Below are 20,419 nucleotides of genomic sequence, written 5' to 3' on the forward strand. Positions count from 1 at the left end.
TTTTCACAGCAAACAATCATTCCCCCGAAGTCTATCAATTCGTACCTTGTTATCACTACAGAGGGTCATCACGTGGTGGCCATCATCGCTAAAGGTGGCCGATCCAATCGAATGATTATGGGAAATGATGGCTTTTTCTACCCAGGACACATCAGTCTCCTGACCGTAGATTTTTGCCGTTCCATCTGCACTGGTGGTCAACACATGGCGGCCGTCAGCGCTGAAGGTGACCGAGGTGACCGAACCTTTGTGGAAAATAATGGCTTTCTCAACCCATGATCCGTCAGCCTTCCTGCCAGAGATTTTCGCTGTGCCATCTTCACTGGCGGTCACAACATGACGGCCATCGGCACTGAAGAGGGCTGAGACGACATCGTTACCATGGGAAAGGGTGGTTTTATGTTCCCATGATTCATCGGCCTCCAGACAATAGATTTTCACCTTGCCATCTCTACTGGCGGTCAGCAGATGATCGCCAGCGGGGCTGAAGGTGGCTGAGTTGACTTTGTCATCGTGGAAAATGATGGTTTCTTTCCAAGAGCCGTCGGCCTTTTCATCACAGATTTTCGCTGTATTATCTTCACTGGCCGTCAACAAATGGCGGCCATCGGCGCTGAAGGTGGCTGAGTTGATATAGTGAATATGGAAAAAAGTGACTTTTTCTTCCCATGATCCATCGGCCATCTGGTCATAGATTTTCACCTTGCTATCGCAACTAACAATCACCAAACGGCCTTCATCGGCGCTAAAAGTGGCTAAGCGGATCCAGTAATCATGAAAAATAGTCATTTTTTCTTTCCATGCTCCATCGTCTCCCTGGCAAAAAATTTTCGCCGTGTGATCGTAACTGACGGTCATCATAAAACGGCTACCGGGGCTAAAAATGGCAAACTTGACGAAATCATCATGGGAAATGGTGAGTTTTTCTTCCCAGGATCCATCAGCCATCTGGCTAATAATTTTTGCCGTACAGTCGTCACTGGCGGTTACCACATGGAGACCATCAGAGCTAAAGGTGGCTGATTCGATCAAACCATCATGGGTAATGGTGAGTTTATGTTTCCATAGCCCATCGACTCCCTGACCATAGATTTTTGACGTGTTATCCCAACTGACGGTCACGACGTGGCGGCCATCGGGGCTGAAAATGGCCGCTTTAACCCAATAATTATGAGGAATGGTCACTTTTTCTTCCCATGATCCATTGGCCTTCTGGCTAAAGATTTTTGCCGTTTTGTCATAACTGGCGGTCACGACATGACGACTATCGGCGCTGAAATTGGCTGATTTCACAGAGTCATCATGTTCAATGATGACTTCAGTATCTACATCAAACGTTTTGCATTGAGACATCAGTTGAGCTTTGGTGAAATAAAACAGAGCAGGAAAATAATCATAACTTCGGTGTTCTAATATTGATTCGACTAACGTTTCATCCTTCGTAAAAGGTCGCAACCAATTTCGGAGCTGTTCTTTATCCTCTACAGGAAGAATGTTCTTTAGTTGGTACTGATGTGGTGAAGAAAACCGGCAATACCATGCCTTTTCCAGTACAGGATCGTTTTTAACGGCAGTGTATGTGTGAGTAGATACCTGTTGTAAACTGACGATATCCCGAAATTCCAACAAACGCGCAATTTTGATGATTATTTCCCCGGGTAAATCGTGCAATGAAGTTGATTTCTTTATTTCTTTGTCAGGCACAGTGACAGACCTGCCTACACTGACACCCGATGGTTCTTTTCCCAATGAAGTGCTCACAGTTGCTAGCGAAGGTGAACCGGCCATGTCGGAATGATTAACGTCAGAATACATATCTGGTTTCTCTTAAGTCTTCACCATGCCCCTGATGAGCAAAGATATTCAAAATTGATGAAGTCAATTAGAGTCGGCTTTGAAATAAAAGTTCATAATAGGTTGTTAAGTGCTACTAAAAAAAACTTCTGCCTTTCAGTACATTCAGAATGGTGTCCCTTTATTGATCTCAGCAAACAATCAGTTCTTCATCGATAGTTTATAAATTCTCAAATTGTCAAAGCGAAAAGGTGAAATCAAATGGTAGCCATCGGCACTGAGGACAGTTTCGGCCATACCTCTATGGGTAACAACGGCTTTTTCTATCCATGACCCATTAGCCCACTGACCATAAATTTTTGCCGTTCCATCCATACTGGTGGTAATCACAAGGCAGCCATCGACAGTAAAGGTGGCTGTTTTGAGTGAAGCTTCATGGGAAATAATGGCCTTTTCGACCCAGGATCCGTCAGTCTTCAGACCATAGATTTTCGCTGTACCATCTTTACTGGCCGTCACCAGATGGCAGCCATCGGGGCTGAAGTTGGCTGAGAGGACACGGCGACCATGGTTAATAGTGCACTTTTCTTCCCATGAACCATCACTCTTCTGGCCATAGATTTTTGCCGTATGATCTTTGCTTGCGGTCAAAACATGGCGGCCATCGGGGCTAAAGTTAGCTGAGAGGATATGGCGACCATGGTTAATAGTGCACTTTTCTTCCCATGAGCCGTCGCTCTTCTGTCCATAGATTTTTGCCGTATGATCCTTACTTGCGGTCATCACATGGTGGCCATCGTCACTGAATATGGCTGACTTGACCCTGTGATCATGGGAAATGATGGTTTCTTCTTCCCATGAGCCATCAGCCTTTTGACCATAAATTATCGCTGTGCCATCGTCACTGGCAGTCACCAGATGACGGCCATCGGCACTGAAGTTGACTGTGTTGATCCACAGGCCATGGAAAATGGTGAATTTTTCTTCCCATGATCCATGGACTCCCCGACCATAAATTTTTGCCGTGTAATCGTAACTGGTGGTCACCAGATGGCTACTATCGGGGCTGAAGTTGGCTAAGTCGAGCCAATCATTATGGGAAATAGTAAATTTTTCTTCCCATGCCCCATCATCTCCCTGAACACATATTTTCACCGTTTGATCCCTACTGGCGGTCAAAACATGGCTACTTTCGGCGCTGAAGGTGGCTGAGCTGAGCCAGTCATCATGGGAAATAGTGAGTTTCTCTTCCCATGACCCATCGACCTGACCATAGATTTTTGCCGTTTTATCGAAACTGACGGTCATTGCGTAGCGACCATCAGCGCTGAAGATGGCTGACACGATCTCATCTCTATGGGGAATAATGGCTTTTCTATCCCATGATCCATTGTTATGGTAAATTCTGGCCTTTCCGTCTGCGCACCTCGTTATCAGGTGGCTGCCATCGGCGCTGAAGGTGGCTGAGAACACACCACCCCAAAAACCAGAATGGTTAAGGATCACTTTTGTATCTACATTAAACGTCTTGCATTGAGACATCACTCGAGCTTTGGTGAAATAAAACAGTGCAGGAAAATAATCATAACTTCGGTGTTCTAATATTGATTCGACTAACGTTTCATCCTTCGTAAACGGTCGCAGCCAACTACGGAGCTGTTCTTTATCCTCTACAGGTAGAATTTTCTTTAGTTGATATTGGTGCAGTGAAGAAAACCGGCGAAACCATGCCTTTTCCAGTACAGGATCGTTTTTAATGGCAGTGTATGTGTGAGTAGATACCTGTTGTAAACTGACGATATCCCGAAATTTCAGCAAACGCGCAATTTTGATAATTATTTCTTCGGGCAAATCGGGCAATGAAGTTGTTTTTTTTATTTCTTTGTCAGGCACAGTGACGGACCTGCCTGCACTGACACCTGATGATTCTTCTCCCAATGAAGTGCTCACAGGTGGAAGTGAAGGCGAACCGGCTATGTCGGAATTATTAAGGTCAGAATGCATATCTGGTTTCTCCTAAGTTTTCACCCTCCCCCTGATGAGGCTGTCGCAAAACTCTGGTTCCCATGCTTTCAGGCCCTGTGGGTCCCAGCGTGGGAACGCGCTGACTCCCGTCATTGCCGGCTTCATTCTAGTCATTCCCGCGAAGGCGGGAATCCACACTGACTCTCCACCAGAACCCTACTGCCCGGTGTCCCCCTGGCCTTGTCATCCCCGAGAAGGCAGAGATCCACCGTTGGCGCTGGATTCCCGCCTTCGCGGGAATGACGACTTCAGAGCGTGAGAACGAGCTGTTGAAGTTTTGCGACACCCTCGCAGAGCGTGGAAACGAGTTGTTGGGCTTTTGCGACACCCTCTGATGAGCAAAGATATTCAATATTGATAAAGTGAGTTTGACCCGGATTTGAAATAAAAGTTCATACTATGTTATTGAATGCCAGCAAAGAAATTTCTGCCTTTCAGCACATGCGCAATGGTGTTCCTTTTATTGACCACAGCAAACAATCAATGATTCATCGATAGCTTATAAATTCTATATTTGTCATGGCGAAAGCGCGAAACCAAATGATGGCCATTGGCACTGAGGGCAGTTGATGTGGGAAAACATGTCTGCTCAACAAAGGCTTTTTTTACCCATAATCCGTTAATATCCTGACCATAAATGTTTGCCGTTCTATCTGTACTGCTGGTCACCACAAGGCGACCATCGGCGCTGAAGGTGGCCGACAAGACAATATCCAGATGGGAAATGATGGTTTTTTCAACCCAGGATCCGTCAGTCTTCAGACCATAGATTTTCGCCATGCGATCGTCACTGGCCGTCACCAAGTGGCGGCTATCGGGGCTGAAGGTGGCTGAGCAGATAGAGTCACGATGGTAAATAGTGCGTTTTTCCTCCCATGATCCGTCGTCCGTCTTACTATGGATTTTCGCTCTGGTGAAACTTGCCGTAACTACATGGCGGTCATTGGGGCTGAAAGCGGCTAAGTTGACATAACAATTAAGAGATATGATGGCTTCTTCTCCCCATGACCCATCGTCCTTCAGACCACAGATTTTCGCAGTGTTATCTTTACTGGCCGTCACCACACGGCGGCCATCGGCACTAAAGGTGGCTGAGTTGACACAGTCATCATGGGAAATGATGGTTTCTTCTTCCCATGAGCCATCGGTCTTTTGACCATAGATTTTCGCTGTGCCATCATCACTGGCGGTGACCACCCGGCGACCATCGGCGCTGAAGGTGACTGAGTTGATCTCCCGGTCATAGGAAATGGTGATTTTTTTTACCCACAATCCACCAACTTCCTGACCATAAATTCTGGCCGTGTTATCGTCACTGGCGGTCACCAAATGGCGACCATCGACGCTGAGGGCAGCAAAGTTGACCCAATCATCATGGTAAGTGGTAAGTTTTTCTTCCCATGACCCATTGTCTCCCTGAACACAGATTTTCGCCGTTGCATCGTCACTGGCCGTCACCAGGTAGCTGCTATCGGCGCTGAAGGTGGCTGAGTTGATCCAATCATCATGGGAAATAGTGAGTTTCTCCACCCAAGTCCCATCGACTTGACCATAGATTTTTGCCGTAGAATCCCAACTGAAGGTCATCACATGGCGACCATCGGGGCTGAAGATGGCAGATCTGACACCCCTTTGATGGGGAATGATGCCTTTTTTTTCCCATGATCCATTGGCACTCTGGCCATAGATAAGCGCAGTTGCGTCCTCACTGGCCGCCACCAGGTGGCTGCCATCGGGGCTGAAGGTGGCTGGTTTCACCTGGTCACTATGAGCAATAACGGCCTCTGTATCGACATTATACTTTTCGTATTGAGACATCAGTCGGGCTTTGGCGAAATGGAAAAGGGCAGGAAAATAAACGGCCTTTCGGTGCTTTATGAGTGATTCAACTAACGCTTGATCTGTCGTAAACGGTCGCAGCCAATTTCGAAGATGTTCCTTATCCTCAACAGGAAGGCTTTTTTTCAATTGATACTGGTGTGGTAAAGAAAACCGGCGATACCATGTCCTTTCCAGAACATGTTCGTTTTTAATAAACCTGTTTAAGTAAGTAGATACCCGCTGCAAACTGACAATATCCCGAAGCTCCAGAAAACGAAAAATTTTGAGGGTTATTTCCTCAGGCAAATCGTGTAATAAAGCTGTTTTCTCTATTTCTTTTTCAGGCACAGCAAGGAACCTGCCCGCACTGACTCCCGACGGTTCTTTCGCCAATGAAGTGCTTACAGCTGGTATCGAAGGGGAACCTGCTATGTCGGAATAATTAACATCAGAATACATCTGGTTTCTCTTGGTTGATTATTCCCACCGATTAGCAAGGAATTTCAATTTTGATGAAGTCAGTTAGAGTCGGCTTTGAAATAAAAGTTCATAATAGGTTGTTAAGAACCACTAAAGAAATTTCTGCCTTTCAGCACATACTCAATGGTGTCCCTTTTATTGATCACAGCAAACAATCAATGCTTCATCGATAGCTTATAAATCGTCAAAACGTTATGGGAAAAGGGCAAAACCAGATGGTGACCATTGGCGCTGAGGGCAGTTAAATTGGGCAACCCTATTTGGTCAACAACGGCTTTTTCTACCCACAATCCATTAATATCCTGACCATAAATTTTTACCGTTCTGTCTGTACTGGTGGTCACCACAAGGCGGCCATCGGCACTAAAGGTGGCTGATATGACAATACCCAGATGGGAAATGATGGTCTTTTCTACCCAGGATCCGTCAGTCTTCAGACCATAGATTTTTGCCATGCGATCGTCACTGGCCGTCACCAAATGGCGGCTATCGGGGCTGAAGGTGGCTGAGCGTATATAGTTACGGTGGGAAATAGTGCGTTTTTCTTCCCATGTCCCGTCGTCCTTCTTAATACAGATTTTCGCTCTAGTGTAACTTGCCGTCACTACATAGCGGTCATTGGGGCTGAAGGCGGCCAAGTTGACATAGGAATTGTGAGATATGATCGCTTCTTCTCCCCATGACCCATCGTCCTTCAGACCAAAGATTTTCGCTGTGTCATCTTTACTGGCCGTCACCACATGGCGGCCATCGGTACTAAAGGTGGCTGAATTGACACAGTCATCATGGGAAATGATGGTTTCTTCTTCCCATGAGCCATCGGTCTTTTGACCATAGATTTTCACTGTGCCATCCTCAGAGGCTGTCACCACACGGCGACTTTCGGCACTGAAGGTGATTGAGTTGATCCGTTGGTCATGAAAAATGGTGATTTTTTTTACCCATGATCCATCGACTTCCTTACCATAGATTCTTGCCGTGTTATCGTGACTGGCGGTCACCAAATGACGGCCATCGTCGCTAAAGGCAGAAAATTTGACCCTATCATCATGGGAAATGGTAAGCTTTTCTTCCCATGTGCCATCGTCTCCCTGAACGCAGATTTTCGCCGATTCATCATTGCTGGCGGTCACCAGGTGGCTGCTATCGGCGCTGAAGGTGGCTGAGTTGAGCCAATGATCATGGGAAATAGTGAGTTTCTCCACCCAGGTCCCATCGACTTGACCATAGATTTTTGCCGTACAGTCTCGACTGAGGGTCATCACATGGCGACCATCGGGGCTGAAGATGGAAGATCTGACGCCCTCTTGATGGAAAATGATGCCTTTTTTTTCCCATGATCCATTGGCACTCTGGCCATAGATAAGCGCAGTTGCATCGCTACTGGCCGTCACCAGGTGGCTACCATCTGTGCTGAAGGTGGCTGATTTCACCCAGTCATTATGAGCAATAACGGCTTCTGTATCGACATTATACTTTTCGTATTGAGACATCAGTCGGGCTTTGGCGAAATGGAAAAGGGCAGGAAAATAAACGGCCTCTCGGTGTGTTATGAGTGATTCAACTAACGCCTGATCTCTCGTAAACGGTCGCAGCCAATTTCGGAGATGTTCTTTATCCTCTACAGGAAGGCTTTTTTTCAATTGATATTGATGTGATAAAGAAAACCGGCCATACCATGTCCTTTCCAGAACATGTTCGTTTTTAATAAACCTGTTTAAGTGAGTAGATACCTGTTGCAAACTGACAATATCCCGAAGTTCCAAAAAGCGAAAAATTTTGAGGGTTAATTCCTCGGGCAAATCGTGTAATAAAACTGTTTTCTCTATTTCTTTGTCAACAACAGCGACGGACCTGCCCGCACCGACAGCCGATGGTTCTTGCGCCAATGAAGTGCTTACAGCTGGTAGCGAAGGTGAACCGGCTATGTCGGAATGATTGATGTCAGAATACATATCTGGTTTCTCTTAAGTCTTCCCCCCCCCCCCGATGAGCAAAGACATTCAAAATTGATGAAGTCTGTTAAGTACTCAGCCATACGGAATCGAATATTTCTGGCTTATTGGGCAGGTGCTCTGCAAGGCGCAACGACGGGAACATAGCAAGCTATGTGACCAGAGTTGCAACGCATCACGACTGCATGGATGCAGGAGCTAGAGCAACGCAGGAGCAGTTGCCGCGAGTGCCTGAACAATAAGTCAGAAAATATGATTCCGTATGGTTGAGTACTTAGAGTCGGCTTTGAAACAAAAGTTCATAATAGGCTGTTGAGCATCACCAAAGAAATTTCTGCCTTTCAGCACATGCGCAATGGCGTCCCTTTTATTGATCACAGCAAACAATCAATTCTTCATCGATAGCTTATAAATCATCAAAATGTTATGGAGAGAGGGCAAAACCAAATGGTGGCCATTGCCACTGAGGGCGGTTGATTTGGCCAAACTTCTATGGGCAACAACGGCTTTTTCTACCCATAATCCATTAATATCCTGACCATAAATTTTTGCCGTACGATCCCAACTGGCGGTCATCAAAAGCTGGCCATCGGCGCTAAAAATGGCTGATGTGACAACACCCAGATGGGAAATAATGGTCTTTTCGACCCAGGATCCGTCAGTCTTCAGACCATAGATTTTCGCCATGCCATCGTCACTGGCCGTCACCAAATGGCGGCTATCGGGGCTGAAGGTGGCTGAGCTGACGTAGTCATTATGGGAAATAGTCCGTTTTTCTTCCCATGATCCGTCGTCTTTCTTACTGTTGATTTTCGCCGTGTAATCGTAACTTGTCGTCACCACATGGCTGCCATTGGGGCTTAAGGCAGCTGAGCTGATATAGCTCCCATGGGAAATGACAGCTTCTTCTCCCCATGATCCATCGTCCTTCAGACCGTAGATTTTCGCTGTGTTATCTTCACTGGCCGTTACCAAATGGCGGCCATCGGCACTAAAGGCAGCTGAGTTGACCTTATGATCATGAGAAATGACGGTTTCCTCTTCCCATGAACCATCGGTCTTTTGACCATAGATTTTCACTGTGCCATCGTTGGAGGCTGTCACCACACGGCGACTATTGGCACTGAAGGTGACTGAGTTGATCCGTTGGTGATGAAAAATGGTGATTTTTTTTACCCATGATCCATCGACTTCCTGACCATAGATTCTTGCTGTGTTATTGAAACTGGCGGTCACCAAATGGCTGGCATCGGCGCTGAAGGCGGCAAAGTGGACCCAGGCATCATGGACAATGGTGAGTTTTTCTTCCCATGACCCATCGTCTCCCTGAACACAGATTTTCGCCGTGTTATCCTTACTGGCGGTCACCAGTTGGCGGCCATCAACGCTAAAGAGGGCTCATTTGACAACATCGTCATGGGAAATGACGCCTTTTTTTTCCCATGTTCCATCAGTCCTCTGGCCATAGATTATCGCCGTTGCGTCGTCACTGGCCGTCACCAAGTGCCTACCATCGACGCTGAAGGTGGCTGAGTTCACCTTATCGTCGTGAGCAATAACGGCCTCTATATCGACATTATACGTTTCGTATTGAGACATCAGTCGGGCTTTGGCGAAATGGAAAAGGGCAGGAAAATAAACGGCCTCTCGGTGTGTTATGAGTGATTCAACTAACGCCTGATCTCTCGTAAACGGTCGCAGCCAATTTCGGAGATGTTCTTTATCCTCTACAGGAAGGCTTTTTTTCAATTGATATTGATGTGATAAAGAAAACCGGCCATACCATGTCCTTTCCAGAACATGTTCGTTTTTAATAAACCTGTTTAAGTGAGTAGATACCTGTTGCAAACTGACAATATCCCGAAGTTCCAAAAAGCGAAAAATTTTGAGGGTTAATTCCTCGGGCAAATCGTGTAATAAAACTGTTTTCTCTATTTCTTTGTCAACAACAGCGACGGACCTGCCCGCACCGACAGCCGATGGTTCTTGCGCCAATGAAGTGCTTACAGCTGGTAGCGAAGGTGAACCGGCTATGTCGGAATGATTAACGTCAGAATACATATCTGGTTTCTCTTAAGTCTTCACCTCCCCCGATGGGCAAAGACATTCAAAATGAATGAAGTCTGTTAAGTACTCAACCATACGGAATCGAATATTTCTGGCTTATTGGGCAGGTGCTCTGCAAGGCGCAACGACGGGAACATAGCAAGCTATGTGACCAGAGTTGCAACGCATCACGACTGCATGGATGCAGGAGCTAGAGCAACGCAGGAGCAGTTGCCGCGAGTGCCTGAACAATAAGTCAGAAAATATGATTTCGTATGGTTGAGTACTTAGAGTCAGCTTTGAAATAAAAGTTCATAATAGGTTGTTAATTGCCACTAAAGAAATTTCTGCCTTTCAGCACACCCGCAATGGCCTCCCTTTATTGATCACAGCAAACAATCAATCCTTCATCGACAGCTTATAAATCGTCAAAATATTATCGGGAAAAGGCGAAACCAGATGGTGGCCATTGGCGCTGAGGGCAGTTGATTCAGCCGTACCTCCATGGGTAACAGTGGCTTTTTCTACCCATAATCCATTGGTCATCTGGCCATAAATTTTTGCCGTTCCATCTTTACTGGTGGTCACCACCAGGCGACCATCGGCACTGAAGATGGCTGTTTTGAGTGAAGCCTCATGGGAAATGATGACCTTCTCGACCCAGGATCCGTCAGCCTTCAGACCATAGATTTTCGCTTTGCCATCAAAACCGGCGGTCACCAGGTGTCGGTCATCGGGGCTGAAGGTGGCTGAGATGACACCGTGACCGTGGTAAATGGTGCGCTTTTCTTCCCATGATCCGTCGTCCTTCTTACCATAGATTTTCGCTGTGTCATCATAACTTGTCGTCACCACATGGTGGCCATTGGGGCTGAAGGCGGCTGAGTCGACATTGCGATTATGGGAAATGATGGCTTCTTCTCGCCATGATCCATCGTCCTTCAGACCATAGATTTTCGCCGTGTTATCCTCACTGGCCGTTACCAAATGGCGGCTATCAGCACCAAAGGTAGCTGAGTTGACCCTGTCATCATGGGAAATGATGATTTCTTCTTCCCATGAGCCATCGTTCTTTTGACCATAGATTTTCGCTGTGCCATCGGTAGAGGTCGTCACCACACGGCGGCCATCAGCGCTGAAGGTGACTGATTCGATCAGTCGGTCATGGAAAATGGTGATTTTTTTTACCCATAATCCGTCAACTTCCTGACCATAGATTCTTGCTGTCTTATCGTCGCTGGCGGTCACCAAATGACGACTATCGGCACTGAAGACGGCAAATTCGACCCAGCCATCATGGGAAATGGTGAGTTTTTCTTCCCATGACCCATCGTCTCCCTGAGCACAGATTTTCGCCGTGTTATCCGAACTGGCGGTCACCAGATGGCGGTCATCGGCACTGAAGGTGACTGAGGAGAAACTGCCATCATGGAAAATGCTCAGTTTCTCTGCCCATGATCCCTCGACCTGACCATAGATTTTTGCCGCTCCAATGACACTTTCGGTCACCACATGGCGGCCATCGGCACTAAAGAGGGCTGATACGATATCGCGGTTATGGGAAATGATGGTTTCTTCTTCCCATGATCCATTGGCCTTCTGGCCGTAGATTATCGCCGTTGCATCGTCACTGGCCGTCACCAGGTGGCTACCATCAGCGCTGAAGGTGGCTGTGTTCACCTTGTCTTGATGAACAATAACGGCTTCTGCATCGACATTGTACCTTTCGTATTGAGACATCAGTCGGGCTTTGGCGAAATGAAAGAGAGCAGGAAAATAAACGGCCTTTCGGTGTTTTATGAGTGATTCGACTAACGCTTGATCCTTCGTAAACGGTCGCAGCCAATTTTGGAGCTGTTCTTTATCCTCTACAGGAAGGCTTTTCTTCAATTGATATTGGTGAGGTAAAGAAAACCGGCGATACCATGTCTTTTCCAGAACATATTCGTTTTTAATAAACCTGTTTAAGTGTGCAGAGACCTGTTGCAAACTGATGATATCGCGAAGCTCCAAAAAGCGAAAAATTTTTAGGGTTAATTCCTCGGGCAAATCGTGTAATAAAGGGGTTTTCTCTATTTCTTTTTCAGTCACAGCGACGGACCTGCCCGCACTGACACCCGATGGTTCTTTCCCTGGTGAAGTGCTTACAGGTGGTAGCGAAGGAGAACCGGCTATGTCGGAATTATTAACGTTATAATACATATCTGGTTTCTCTTAAGTTTTCACACTTCCCGGTTAGTAAAGACATTCAAAATTGATGAAAACGATTAGAGTCGGCTTTGAAATAAATGTTCATAATAGGTTGCTATTTGCCACTAAAGAAATTTCTGCCTTTCAGCACATGCGCAATGGCACCCCTTTTATAGATCACAGCAAACAATCAATGATTCATCGATAGCTTATAAATTCTCAATTTATTATGGCGAAAGGGCGAAACCAAATGATGGCCATTGGCACTGAGGACAGTTGATTGGGCCAAACCTCTATGGGCAACAACGGCTTTTTCTACCCATAATCCATCGGTCATCTGGCCATAAATTTTTGCCGTTTCATCTGTACTGGTGGTCACCACAAGGCGGCCATCGGCGCTAAAGGTGGCTGAAATGACAACACCCAGATGGGAAATAATGGCCTTTTCGCCCCAGGATCCGTCAGTCTTCAGACCATAGATTCTCGCCATGCCATCGTTACTGGCCGTCACCAAATGGCGGCTATCGGGGCTGAAGGTGGCTGAGCGGACGTAGTGATCATGGGAAATAGTGCGTTTTTCTTCCCATGATTCGTCATCCTTCTTACTAAAGATTTTCGCCGTGTTATCGAAACTTGTCGTCACCACATGGCTGCCATTGGGGCTAAAAGCGGCTGAGTTGACATAGCGATTATGGGAAATGATGGCTTCTTCTCCCCATGATCCATCGTCCTTCAGACCAAAGATTTTCGCCGTGTTATCCACACAGGCCATAACCAAATGGCGGTCATCGGCACTGAAGTTAGCTGAGTTGACAAGGCAATCATGGGAAATGATGGTTTCTTCTTCCCATAAGCCATCGTCCTTTTGACCATGGATTTTCGCTTTGCCATCGTCAGAGGCTGTCACCAAACGGTGACTATCGACGCTGAAGGTGGCTGATTGGATCAGTCGGTCATGGGAAATGGTGATTTTTTTTACCCATGATCCATCAGCTTCCTGACCATAGATTCCTGCTGTGTTATCGTGACTGGCGATCACCAAATGACGACTATCGGCGCTGAAGGCGACAAAGTGGACCCAGGTATCATGGGAAATGGTGAGTCTTTCTTCCCATGCCCAATCGTCTCCCTGAACACAGATTTTCGCCGTGTTATCCTCACTGACGGTCACCAAATGACGGCCATCGGCACTGAAGGTGACTGAGGAGAAACTGCCATCATGGAAAATGCTAAGTTTCTCTGTCCATGTCCCATCGATTTGACTATGGATTTTTGCCGCACAATCCCAACTGACGGTTATCACATGGCGGCCATCGGCACTGAAGATGGCAAATCCGACACCGTCTTGATGATAAATGGCGCCTTTTTTTGCCCATGATCCATTGGCCCTCTGACCATAGATTTTCGCCGTTGCATCGTTACTGGCCGTCACCAGTTGGCTACCATCGGCGCTGAAGGTGGCTGAATTCACGCTGTCTTTATGAGCAATGACGGCCTCTGTATCGACATTATACTTTTCGCATTGAGACATCAGTCGGGCTTTGGTGAAATGGAAAAGGGCAGGAAAGTAAACAGCCTCTCGGTGTGTTATAAGTGATTCGACTAACGCTTGATCTCTCGTAAACGGTCGCAGCCAATTTCGGAGCAGTTCTTTATTCTCTAAAGGAAGGCTTTTTTTCAATTGATATTGGTGTGATAAAGAAAACCGGCGATACCACGTCTTTTCCAGAACATATTCATTTTTAATAAACCTGTTTAAGTGTGTAGATACCTGTTGCAAACTGATGATATCCCGAAGTTCCAAAAAGCGAAAAATTTTGAGGGTTAATTCCTCGGGCAAATCGTGTAATAAAGCTGTTTTCTCTATTTCTTTTTCAGGCACAGTGACAGACCTGCCCGCATTGACACCCGATGGTTCTTTCTCTGGTGAAGTGCTTACAGGTGGTAGCGAAGGTGAACCGGCTATGTCGGAATTATTAACGTTATAATACATATCTGGTTTCTCTTAAGTTTTCACACTTCCCGGTTAGTAAAGACATTCAAAATTGATGAAAACGATTAGAGTCGGCTTTGAAATAAAAGTTCACAGTATGTTGTTAGATGCCACTAAAAGAAATTTCTGCCTTTCAGCACATGCGCAATGGCGTTCGTTTATTGATCACAGCAAACAATCAATGACTCATCGATAGCTTATAAATTCTCAAAGCGTTACGGCGAAAGGGCAAAACCAAATGGTGGCTATTGGCACTAAGGGCGTTTGATTCGTTCTTACCTCCTCCATAGGTAACAACCGCTTTTTCTAACCATGATCCGTTAGCCCCCTGACCATAAATTTTTGCCGTTCCAACCATACTGATGGTTAGCACAAGGCGGCCATCAGCACTGAAAGTAGCTGTTTTGATTGAATTTTCATGGAAAATAATGACCTTTTCGACCCAGGATCCGTCAGTCTTCAGACCATAGATTTTCGCCTTGCCATCGTTACCGGCAGTCACCACATGACGGTCATCGGGGCTGAAGGTGGCTGACCTGATACCGTAACCATGGGAAATGGTGCGTTTTTCTTCCCATAATCCGTCGTCCTTCTTACTTAAGATTTTCGCCGTTTTATCGCTACTTGTTGTCACCACATGACGGCCATCGGGGCTGAAGGCGGCTGAGTCAACATTGCCCTTATGGGAAATGGCAGCTACTTCTCCCCAGGATCCATCGTCCCTCTGAACACAGATTTTACCCGTTTTATCGTTACTGGCCGTAACCAAATGGCGGCTATCAGCACTGAAGGTAGCTGAGTTGACCCAGTGGTCATGGGAAATGATGGATTCTTCTTCCCAAGAGCTATCGATCTTTTGACCATAGATTTTCACTGTTTCATCGATAGAGGCCGTCACCACACAGCTACTATCCGCGCTAAAGGCGGCTGATCTGATCAAATAATTATGAGAGATGGTGACTTTTTCTTCCCATGATCCATCGTCCCGCAGGCAGAAGATTTTTGCTGTGTTGTCGTAACTGGCAGTCACCAAATAACGACTATCGTCGCTGAAGGTGGCCAGGTGGACCCAAGCACCATGGCAAATGGTGAGTTTTTCTTCCCATGACCCATCGTCTTCCAGCACAAAGATTTTCGCCGTTTTATCCTTACTGGCGGTCACCAAATGGCAGCCATCAGCACTGAAGATAATTGAAGTAACATCGTTATCATGGGAAATGGTGAGCATCTCTTCCCACGTCCCATCGACTTGACCATAAATTTTTGCTGTGTGATCCCAACTGGCGGTCACGACATGGCGGCCATCAGCACTGAAGATGGCAGATCTGACACCACCTTGATGAGAAATGGCGCCTTTTTTTGCCCATATTCCATCAGTCCCCTGGCCATAGATTATCGCCGTTGCATCCTCACTGGCCGTCACCAGGTGGCTACCATCGGGGCTGAAGGTGGCTGAGTTCACCCTGTCTTCATGAGCAATAACGGCCTCTGTATCGACATTATACTTTTCGTATTGAGACATCAGTCGGGCTTTGGCGAAATGAAACAGGGCAGGAAAATAAACGGCCTTTCGGTGTTTTATGAGTGATTCGACTAACGCTTGATCTCTCGTAAACGGTCGCAGCCAATTTCGGAGCTGTTCTTTATTCTCTAAAGGAAGGCTTTTTTTCAATTGATATTGGTGTGATAAAGAAAACCGGCGATACCATGTCTTTTCCAGAACATGTTCGTTTTTAATAAACCTGTTTAAGTGTGTAGATACCTGTTGCAAACTGATGATATCCCGAAGTTCCAAAAAGCGAAAAATTTTGAGGGTTAATTCCTCGGGCAAATCGTGCAATAAAGCGGTTTTCTCTATTTCTTTTTCAGGCACAGTGACGGACCTGCCCGCATTGACACCCGATGGTTCTTCCTCCAATGAAATGCTCACAGGTGGTAGCGAAGGTGAACCGACTATGTCGGAATGATTAACGTCAGAATACATATCTGGTTTCTCTTAAGTCTTCACCTCTCCGATAAGCAAAGACATTCAAAATTGATGAAGTCAGTTAAGTACCTGGCCAGTTGGTTTCGCATATTCTGGCGAGTGGATTTTTTCATCCTTCAAGGCGCAACGACGGGCGCGTAGCCATAGCTACGCAACCAGAGTTGGAACGCAGAAGGATGGAAAAAGCCGCCGTCCAGAATAGGCGAAACCAACTGGTTAGGTACTTAGAGTCGGCTTTGAAATAAAAGTTCACAGTGTGTTGTTAGATGCCACTATAAGAAATTTCTGCCTTTCAGCACATACGCAATGGCGTTCGTTTATTGATCACAGCAAACAATCAATGATTCATCGATAGCTTATAAATTCTCAAAGCGTTAAGGCGAAAGGGCAAAACCAAATGGTGGCTATTGGCACTGAGGGCAGTTGATTTGGCCGGACCTGAATGGGTAACAACGGCTTTTTCTACCCATAACCCATTAGCCCCATGACCATAAATTTTTGCCGTTCCATCCATACTGGTGGTCACCACAAGGCCGCCATCAGCGCTGAAAGTAGCTGTTTTGAGTAAATCTTCATGGGAAATAATGGCCTTTTTGACCCAGGATCCGTCAGTCTTCAGACCATAGATATTCGCCTTGCCATCGTAACCGGCGGTCACCACATGACGGTCATCGGGGCTGAAGGTAGCTGACCTGATACCGCAATCATGGGAAATGGTGCATTTTTCTTTCCATGATCCGTCGTCCTTCTTACTAAAGATTTTCGCCGTTTTATCGCCACTTGTTGTCAACACATGACGGCTATCGAGGCTGAAGGTGGCTGAGTCAACATTGCCCTTATGGAAAATGACAGCTTCTTCTCCCCAGGATCCATCGTCCCTATGAACACAGATTTTCGCCGTTTTATCCATACTGGCCGTAACCAAATGGTGGCTATCAGCACTAAAGGTAGCTGAGTTGACCCATTGATCATGGGAAATGATGGATTCTTCTTCCCAGGAACCATCGATCTTTTGACCATAGATTTTCGCTGTGTGATCGTTAGAGGCCGTCACCACATAGCTACCATCAGCGCTGAAGGCGGCTGATCTGATCAAATAACTATGGGGGATGGTGACTTTTTCTTCCCATGACCCATCGTCCCGCAGGCAGAGAATTTTTGCCGTGTTGTCGTAACTGGCAGTCACCAAATGACGACTATCGTCGCTGAAGGTGGCCAGGTGGACCCAACTACCATGGCAAATGGTGAGTTTTTGTTCCCATGCCCCATCGTCTCCCCGAACATAGATTTTCGCCGTTTTATCCATACTGGCCGTAACCAAATGGCGGCTATCAGCACTAAAGGTAGCTGAGTTGACACATTGATCATGGGAAATGATGGATTCTTCTTCCCAAGAGCCATCGATTTTTTGACCATAGATTTTTGCCGTACAATCCCAACTGGCGGTCACCACATGGCGGCCATCAACGCTAAAGAGGGCTGATCTGACAGCGTTTTGATGGGAAATGACGCCTTTTTCTTCCCATGATCCATCGTCCCGCAGGCAGAGGATTTTTGCCGTATTGTCGTAACTGGCAGTCACCAAATGACGACTATCGTCGCTGAAGGTGACTGAGTTCACCCTGTCTTCATGAGCAATAACGGCCTCTGTATCGACATTATACTTCTCGTATTGAGACATCAGTCGGGCTTTGGCGAAATGGAAAAGGGCAGGAAAATAAACGGCCTTTCGGTGCTTTATGAGTGATTCAACTAACGCTTGATCCTTCGTAAACGGTCTCAGCCAATTTCGGAGCTGTTCTTTATCCTCTAGAGGAAGGCTTTTTTTCAATTGATATCGATGTGATAAAGAAAACCGGCGATACCATGTCTTTTCCAGAACATGTTCGTTTTTAATAAACCTGTTAAAGCGAGTAGATACCTGTTGCAAACTGACAATATCCCGAAGCTCCAAAAAGCAAAAAACTTTGAGGGTTAATTCCTCGGGCAAATCGTGCAGTAAAGCGGTTTTCTCTATTTCTTTTTCAGGCACAGCGACGGACCTGCCCGCACTGACACCCGATGGCTCTTCCCCCAATGAAGTGCTCACAGGTGCTAGCGAAGGTGAACCGGCTATGTCGGAATGATTAACGTCAGAATACATATCTGGTTTCTCTTAAGTCTTCACCTCTCCGCTGAGCAAAGACATTCAAAATGGATGAAGTCAATTAGAGTCGGTTTTGAAATAAAAGTTCACAACAGGTTGTTAAGTGCCACTAAAGAAATTTCTGCCTTTCAGCAGATGCGCAATGATGTTCCTTCTATTGATCAAAGCCAATAATCAAGTATTCATAGATAGCTTATAAATTCTCAAATTGTTATTTAGAAAGGGCGAGACCAAATGATGGCTATTAGCACTGAGGGCAGTTGTTTTGGCCAAACCTCTATGGGCAACAACGGCTTTTTCTACCCATAATCCATTAACATCCTGACCATAAATTTTTGCCGTTTCATCTGTACTGGTGGTCACCACATGGCGGCCATCGGCGCTAAAGGTGGCTGATTTGACGACACTCAAATGAGAAATGATGGCCTTTTCGACCCAGGATCCGTCAGTCTTCAGACCATAGATTCTCGCCATGCCATCGTTACTGGCCGTCACCAAATGGCGACTATCGGGGCTGAAGGTGGCAGAGCTGACATAGTTATTATGGGAAATAGTGCGTTTTTCTTCCCATGATTCGTCGTCTTTCTTACTAAAGATTTTCGCCGTGTTATCGTAACCAGTCGTCACCACATGGCAGCTGTTGGGGCTGAAGGCGGCTGAGTTGATGACATTGCGATGATGGGAAATGACGGCTTCTTCTTCCCATGATCCATCGTCCTTCAGACCACAGATTTTCGCCGTGTAATCCTCACTGGCCGTTACCAAATGGCAGTTATCGGCACTAAAGGTAGCTGAGTTGACAAGGCAATTATGGGAAATGATGGTTTCTTCTTCCCATGAGCCATCGTCCTTTTGACCATAGATTTTCACTGCGCCATCCTTAGAGGCTGTCACTACACGGTGACTATCGGCACTGAAGTTGACTGATTGGATCCGTAGGTCGTGGAAAATGGTGATTTTTTTTACCCATGATCCATCAACTTCCTGACCATAGATTCTTGCTGTGTTATCGCGACTGGCGGTCACCAAATGACTGCTATTGGCGCTGAAGGCGGCAAATTCGACCCAATCACCATGGCAAATGGTGAGTTTTTCTTCCCATGTGCCATCGTCTCCCAGAACACAGATTTTCGCCGTGTTATCCTTACTGACGGTCACCAAATGGCGGCCACCCGCACTGAAGGTGACTGAGTAGAAATCATCATCATGGGAAATGGTGAGCTTCTCTTCCCATGTCCCATCGATTTGACTATAGATTTTTGCCGTGCAATCCCAACTGACGGTCACCAGATGGCAGCCATCGGCGCTGAAGATGGCAGATTTGACAATGTCTCGATGGGAAATGACGCCTTTTTTTGCCCATGTTCCATCAGTCCCCTGGCCAAAGATTATCGCCGTTGCATCGTCACTGGCCGTCACCAGGTGGCTACCATTGGCGCTGAAGGTGGCTGAGTTCACCCTGTCTTCATGAGCAATAACGGCCTCTGTATCGACATTATACTTTTCGCATTGAGACATCAGTCGGGCTTTGGCGAAATGGAAAAGGGCAGGAAAATAAACGGCCTCTCGGTGTTCTATGAGTGATTCGACTAACGCTTGATCCTTCGTAAACGGTCTCAGCCAATTTCGGAGCTGTTCTTTATCCTCTACAGGAAGGCTTTTCTTCAATTGATATTGGTGTGGTAAAGAAAACCGGCGATACCATGTCCTTTCCAGAACATGTTCGCTTTTAATAAACCTGTTAAAGTGAGTAGAGACCTGTTGCAAACTGGCAATATCCCGAAGCTCCAAAAAGCGAAAAACTTTGAGGGTTAATTCCTCGGGCAAATCGTGCAATAAAGCGGTTTTCTCTATTTCTTTTTCAGGTACAGCGACGGACCTGCCCACACTGACACCCGATGGCTCTTCCCCCAATGAAGTGCTCACAGGTGGTAGTGAGGTTGAATCGACTACGCCAAAGTTGTCAGCATTAGGATGCATGT

At 46.4% G+C, this 20,419-nt stretch carries 11 protein-coding genes; all 11 read right to left on the reverse strand.

Going from position 1 to position 20,419, the window contains the following annotated elements; translation table 11 throughout:
- Positions 1 to 3: 3 nt before the first annotated feature.
- Entirely contained in the window at positions 4 to 1,815 is a 1,812-nt protein-coding gene (locus ACOMHB_RS17410; RefSeq protein ID WP_448217572.1) for an F-box/WD repeat-containing protein, read from the reverse strand.
- Positions 1,816 to 1,995: 180 nt separating this feature from the next.
- The gene (locus ACOMHB_RS17415) at positions 1,996 to 3,798 is read right to left on the reverse strand and encodes an F-box/WD repeat-containing protein (RefSeq protein ID WP_448217573.1); all 1,803 of its coding nucleotides are present in this window, start codon (positions 3,796 to 3,798) and stop codon (positions 1,996 to 1,998) included.
- 501 nt (positions 3,799 to 4,299) lie between these two features.
- A complete protein-coding gene (locus ACOMHB_RS17420) occupies positions 4,300 to 6,099 on the reverse strand; it encodes an F-box/WD repeat-containing protein (protein ID WP_448217574.1) in 1,800 nt (599 codons plus the stop codon).
- Between the two features lie 176 nt (positions 6,100 to 6,275).
- Positions 6,276 to 8,075, reverse strand: coding sequence for an F-box/WD repeat-containing protein (locus tag ACOMHB_RS17425; protein WP_448217575.1), 1,800 nt, complete (start codon positions 8,073 to 8,075; stop codon positions 6,276 to 6,278).
- 387 nt (positions 8,076 to 8,462) lie between these two features.
- Complete coding sequence (locus ACOMHB_RS17430) at positions 8,463 to 9,443, reverse strand: WD40 repeat domain-containing protein (protein WP_448217576.1); 981 nt, start codon at positions 9,441 to 9,443, stop codon at positions 8,463 to 8,465.
- A 30-nt stretch (positions 9,444 to 9,473) separates the two neighbouring features.
- Positions 9,474 to 10,136: an F-box protein gene (locus ACOMHB_RS17435; protein ID WP_448217577.1), complete on the reverse strand. Its 663-nt coding sequence runs from the start codon at positions 10,134 to 10,136 to the stop codon at positions 9,474 to 9,476.
- Positions 10,137 to 10,520: 384 nt separating this feature from the next.
- Positions 10,521 to 12,323, reverse strand: coding sequence for an F-box/WD repeat-containing protein (locus ACOMHB_RS17440; RefSeq protein ID WP_448217578.1), 1,803 nt, complete (start codon positions 12,321 to 12,323; stop codon positions 10,521 to 10,523).
- 178 nt (positions 12,324 to 12,501) lie between these two features.
- The gene (locus tag ACOMHB_RS17445; protein ID WP_448217579.1) at positions 12,502 to 14,304 is read right to left on the reverse strand and encodes an F-box/WD repeat-containing protein; all 1,803 of its coding nucleotides are present in this window, start codon (positions 14,302 to 14,304) and stop codon (positions 12,502 to 12,504) included.
- A 178-nt stretch (positions 14,305 to 14,482) separates the two neighbouring features.
- Entirely contained in the window at positions 14,483 to 16,288 is a 1,806-nt protein-coding gene (locus tag ACOMHB_RS17450; RefSeq protein WP_448217580.1) for an F-box/WD repeat-containing protein, read from the reverse strand.
- 340 nt (positions 16,289 to 16,628) lie between these two features.
- Positions 16,629 to 18,434, reverse strand: a complete 1,806-nt coding sequence (locus ACOMHB_RS17455; RefSeq protein WP_448217581.1) for an F-box/WD repeat-containing protein — start codon at positions 18,432 to 18,434, stop codon at positions 16,629 to 16,631.
- A 177-nt stretch (positions 18,435 to 18,611) separates the two neighbouring features.
- A complete protein-coding gene (locus ACOMHB_RS17460) occupies positions 18,612 to 20,417 on the reverse strand; it encodes an F-box/WD repeat-containing protein (protein ID WP_448217582.1) in 1,806 nt (601 codons plus the stop codon).
- Positions 20,418 to 20,419 lie beyond the last annotated feature (2 nt).

The organism is Endozoicomonas sp. 2B-B, assembly GCF_053470045.1.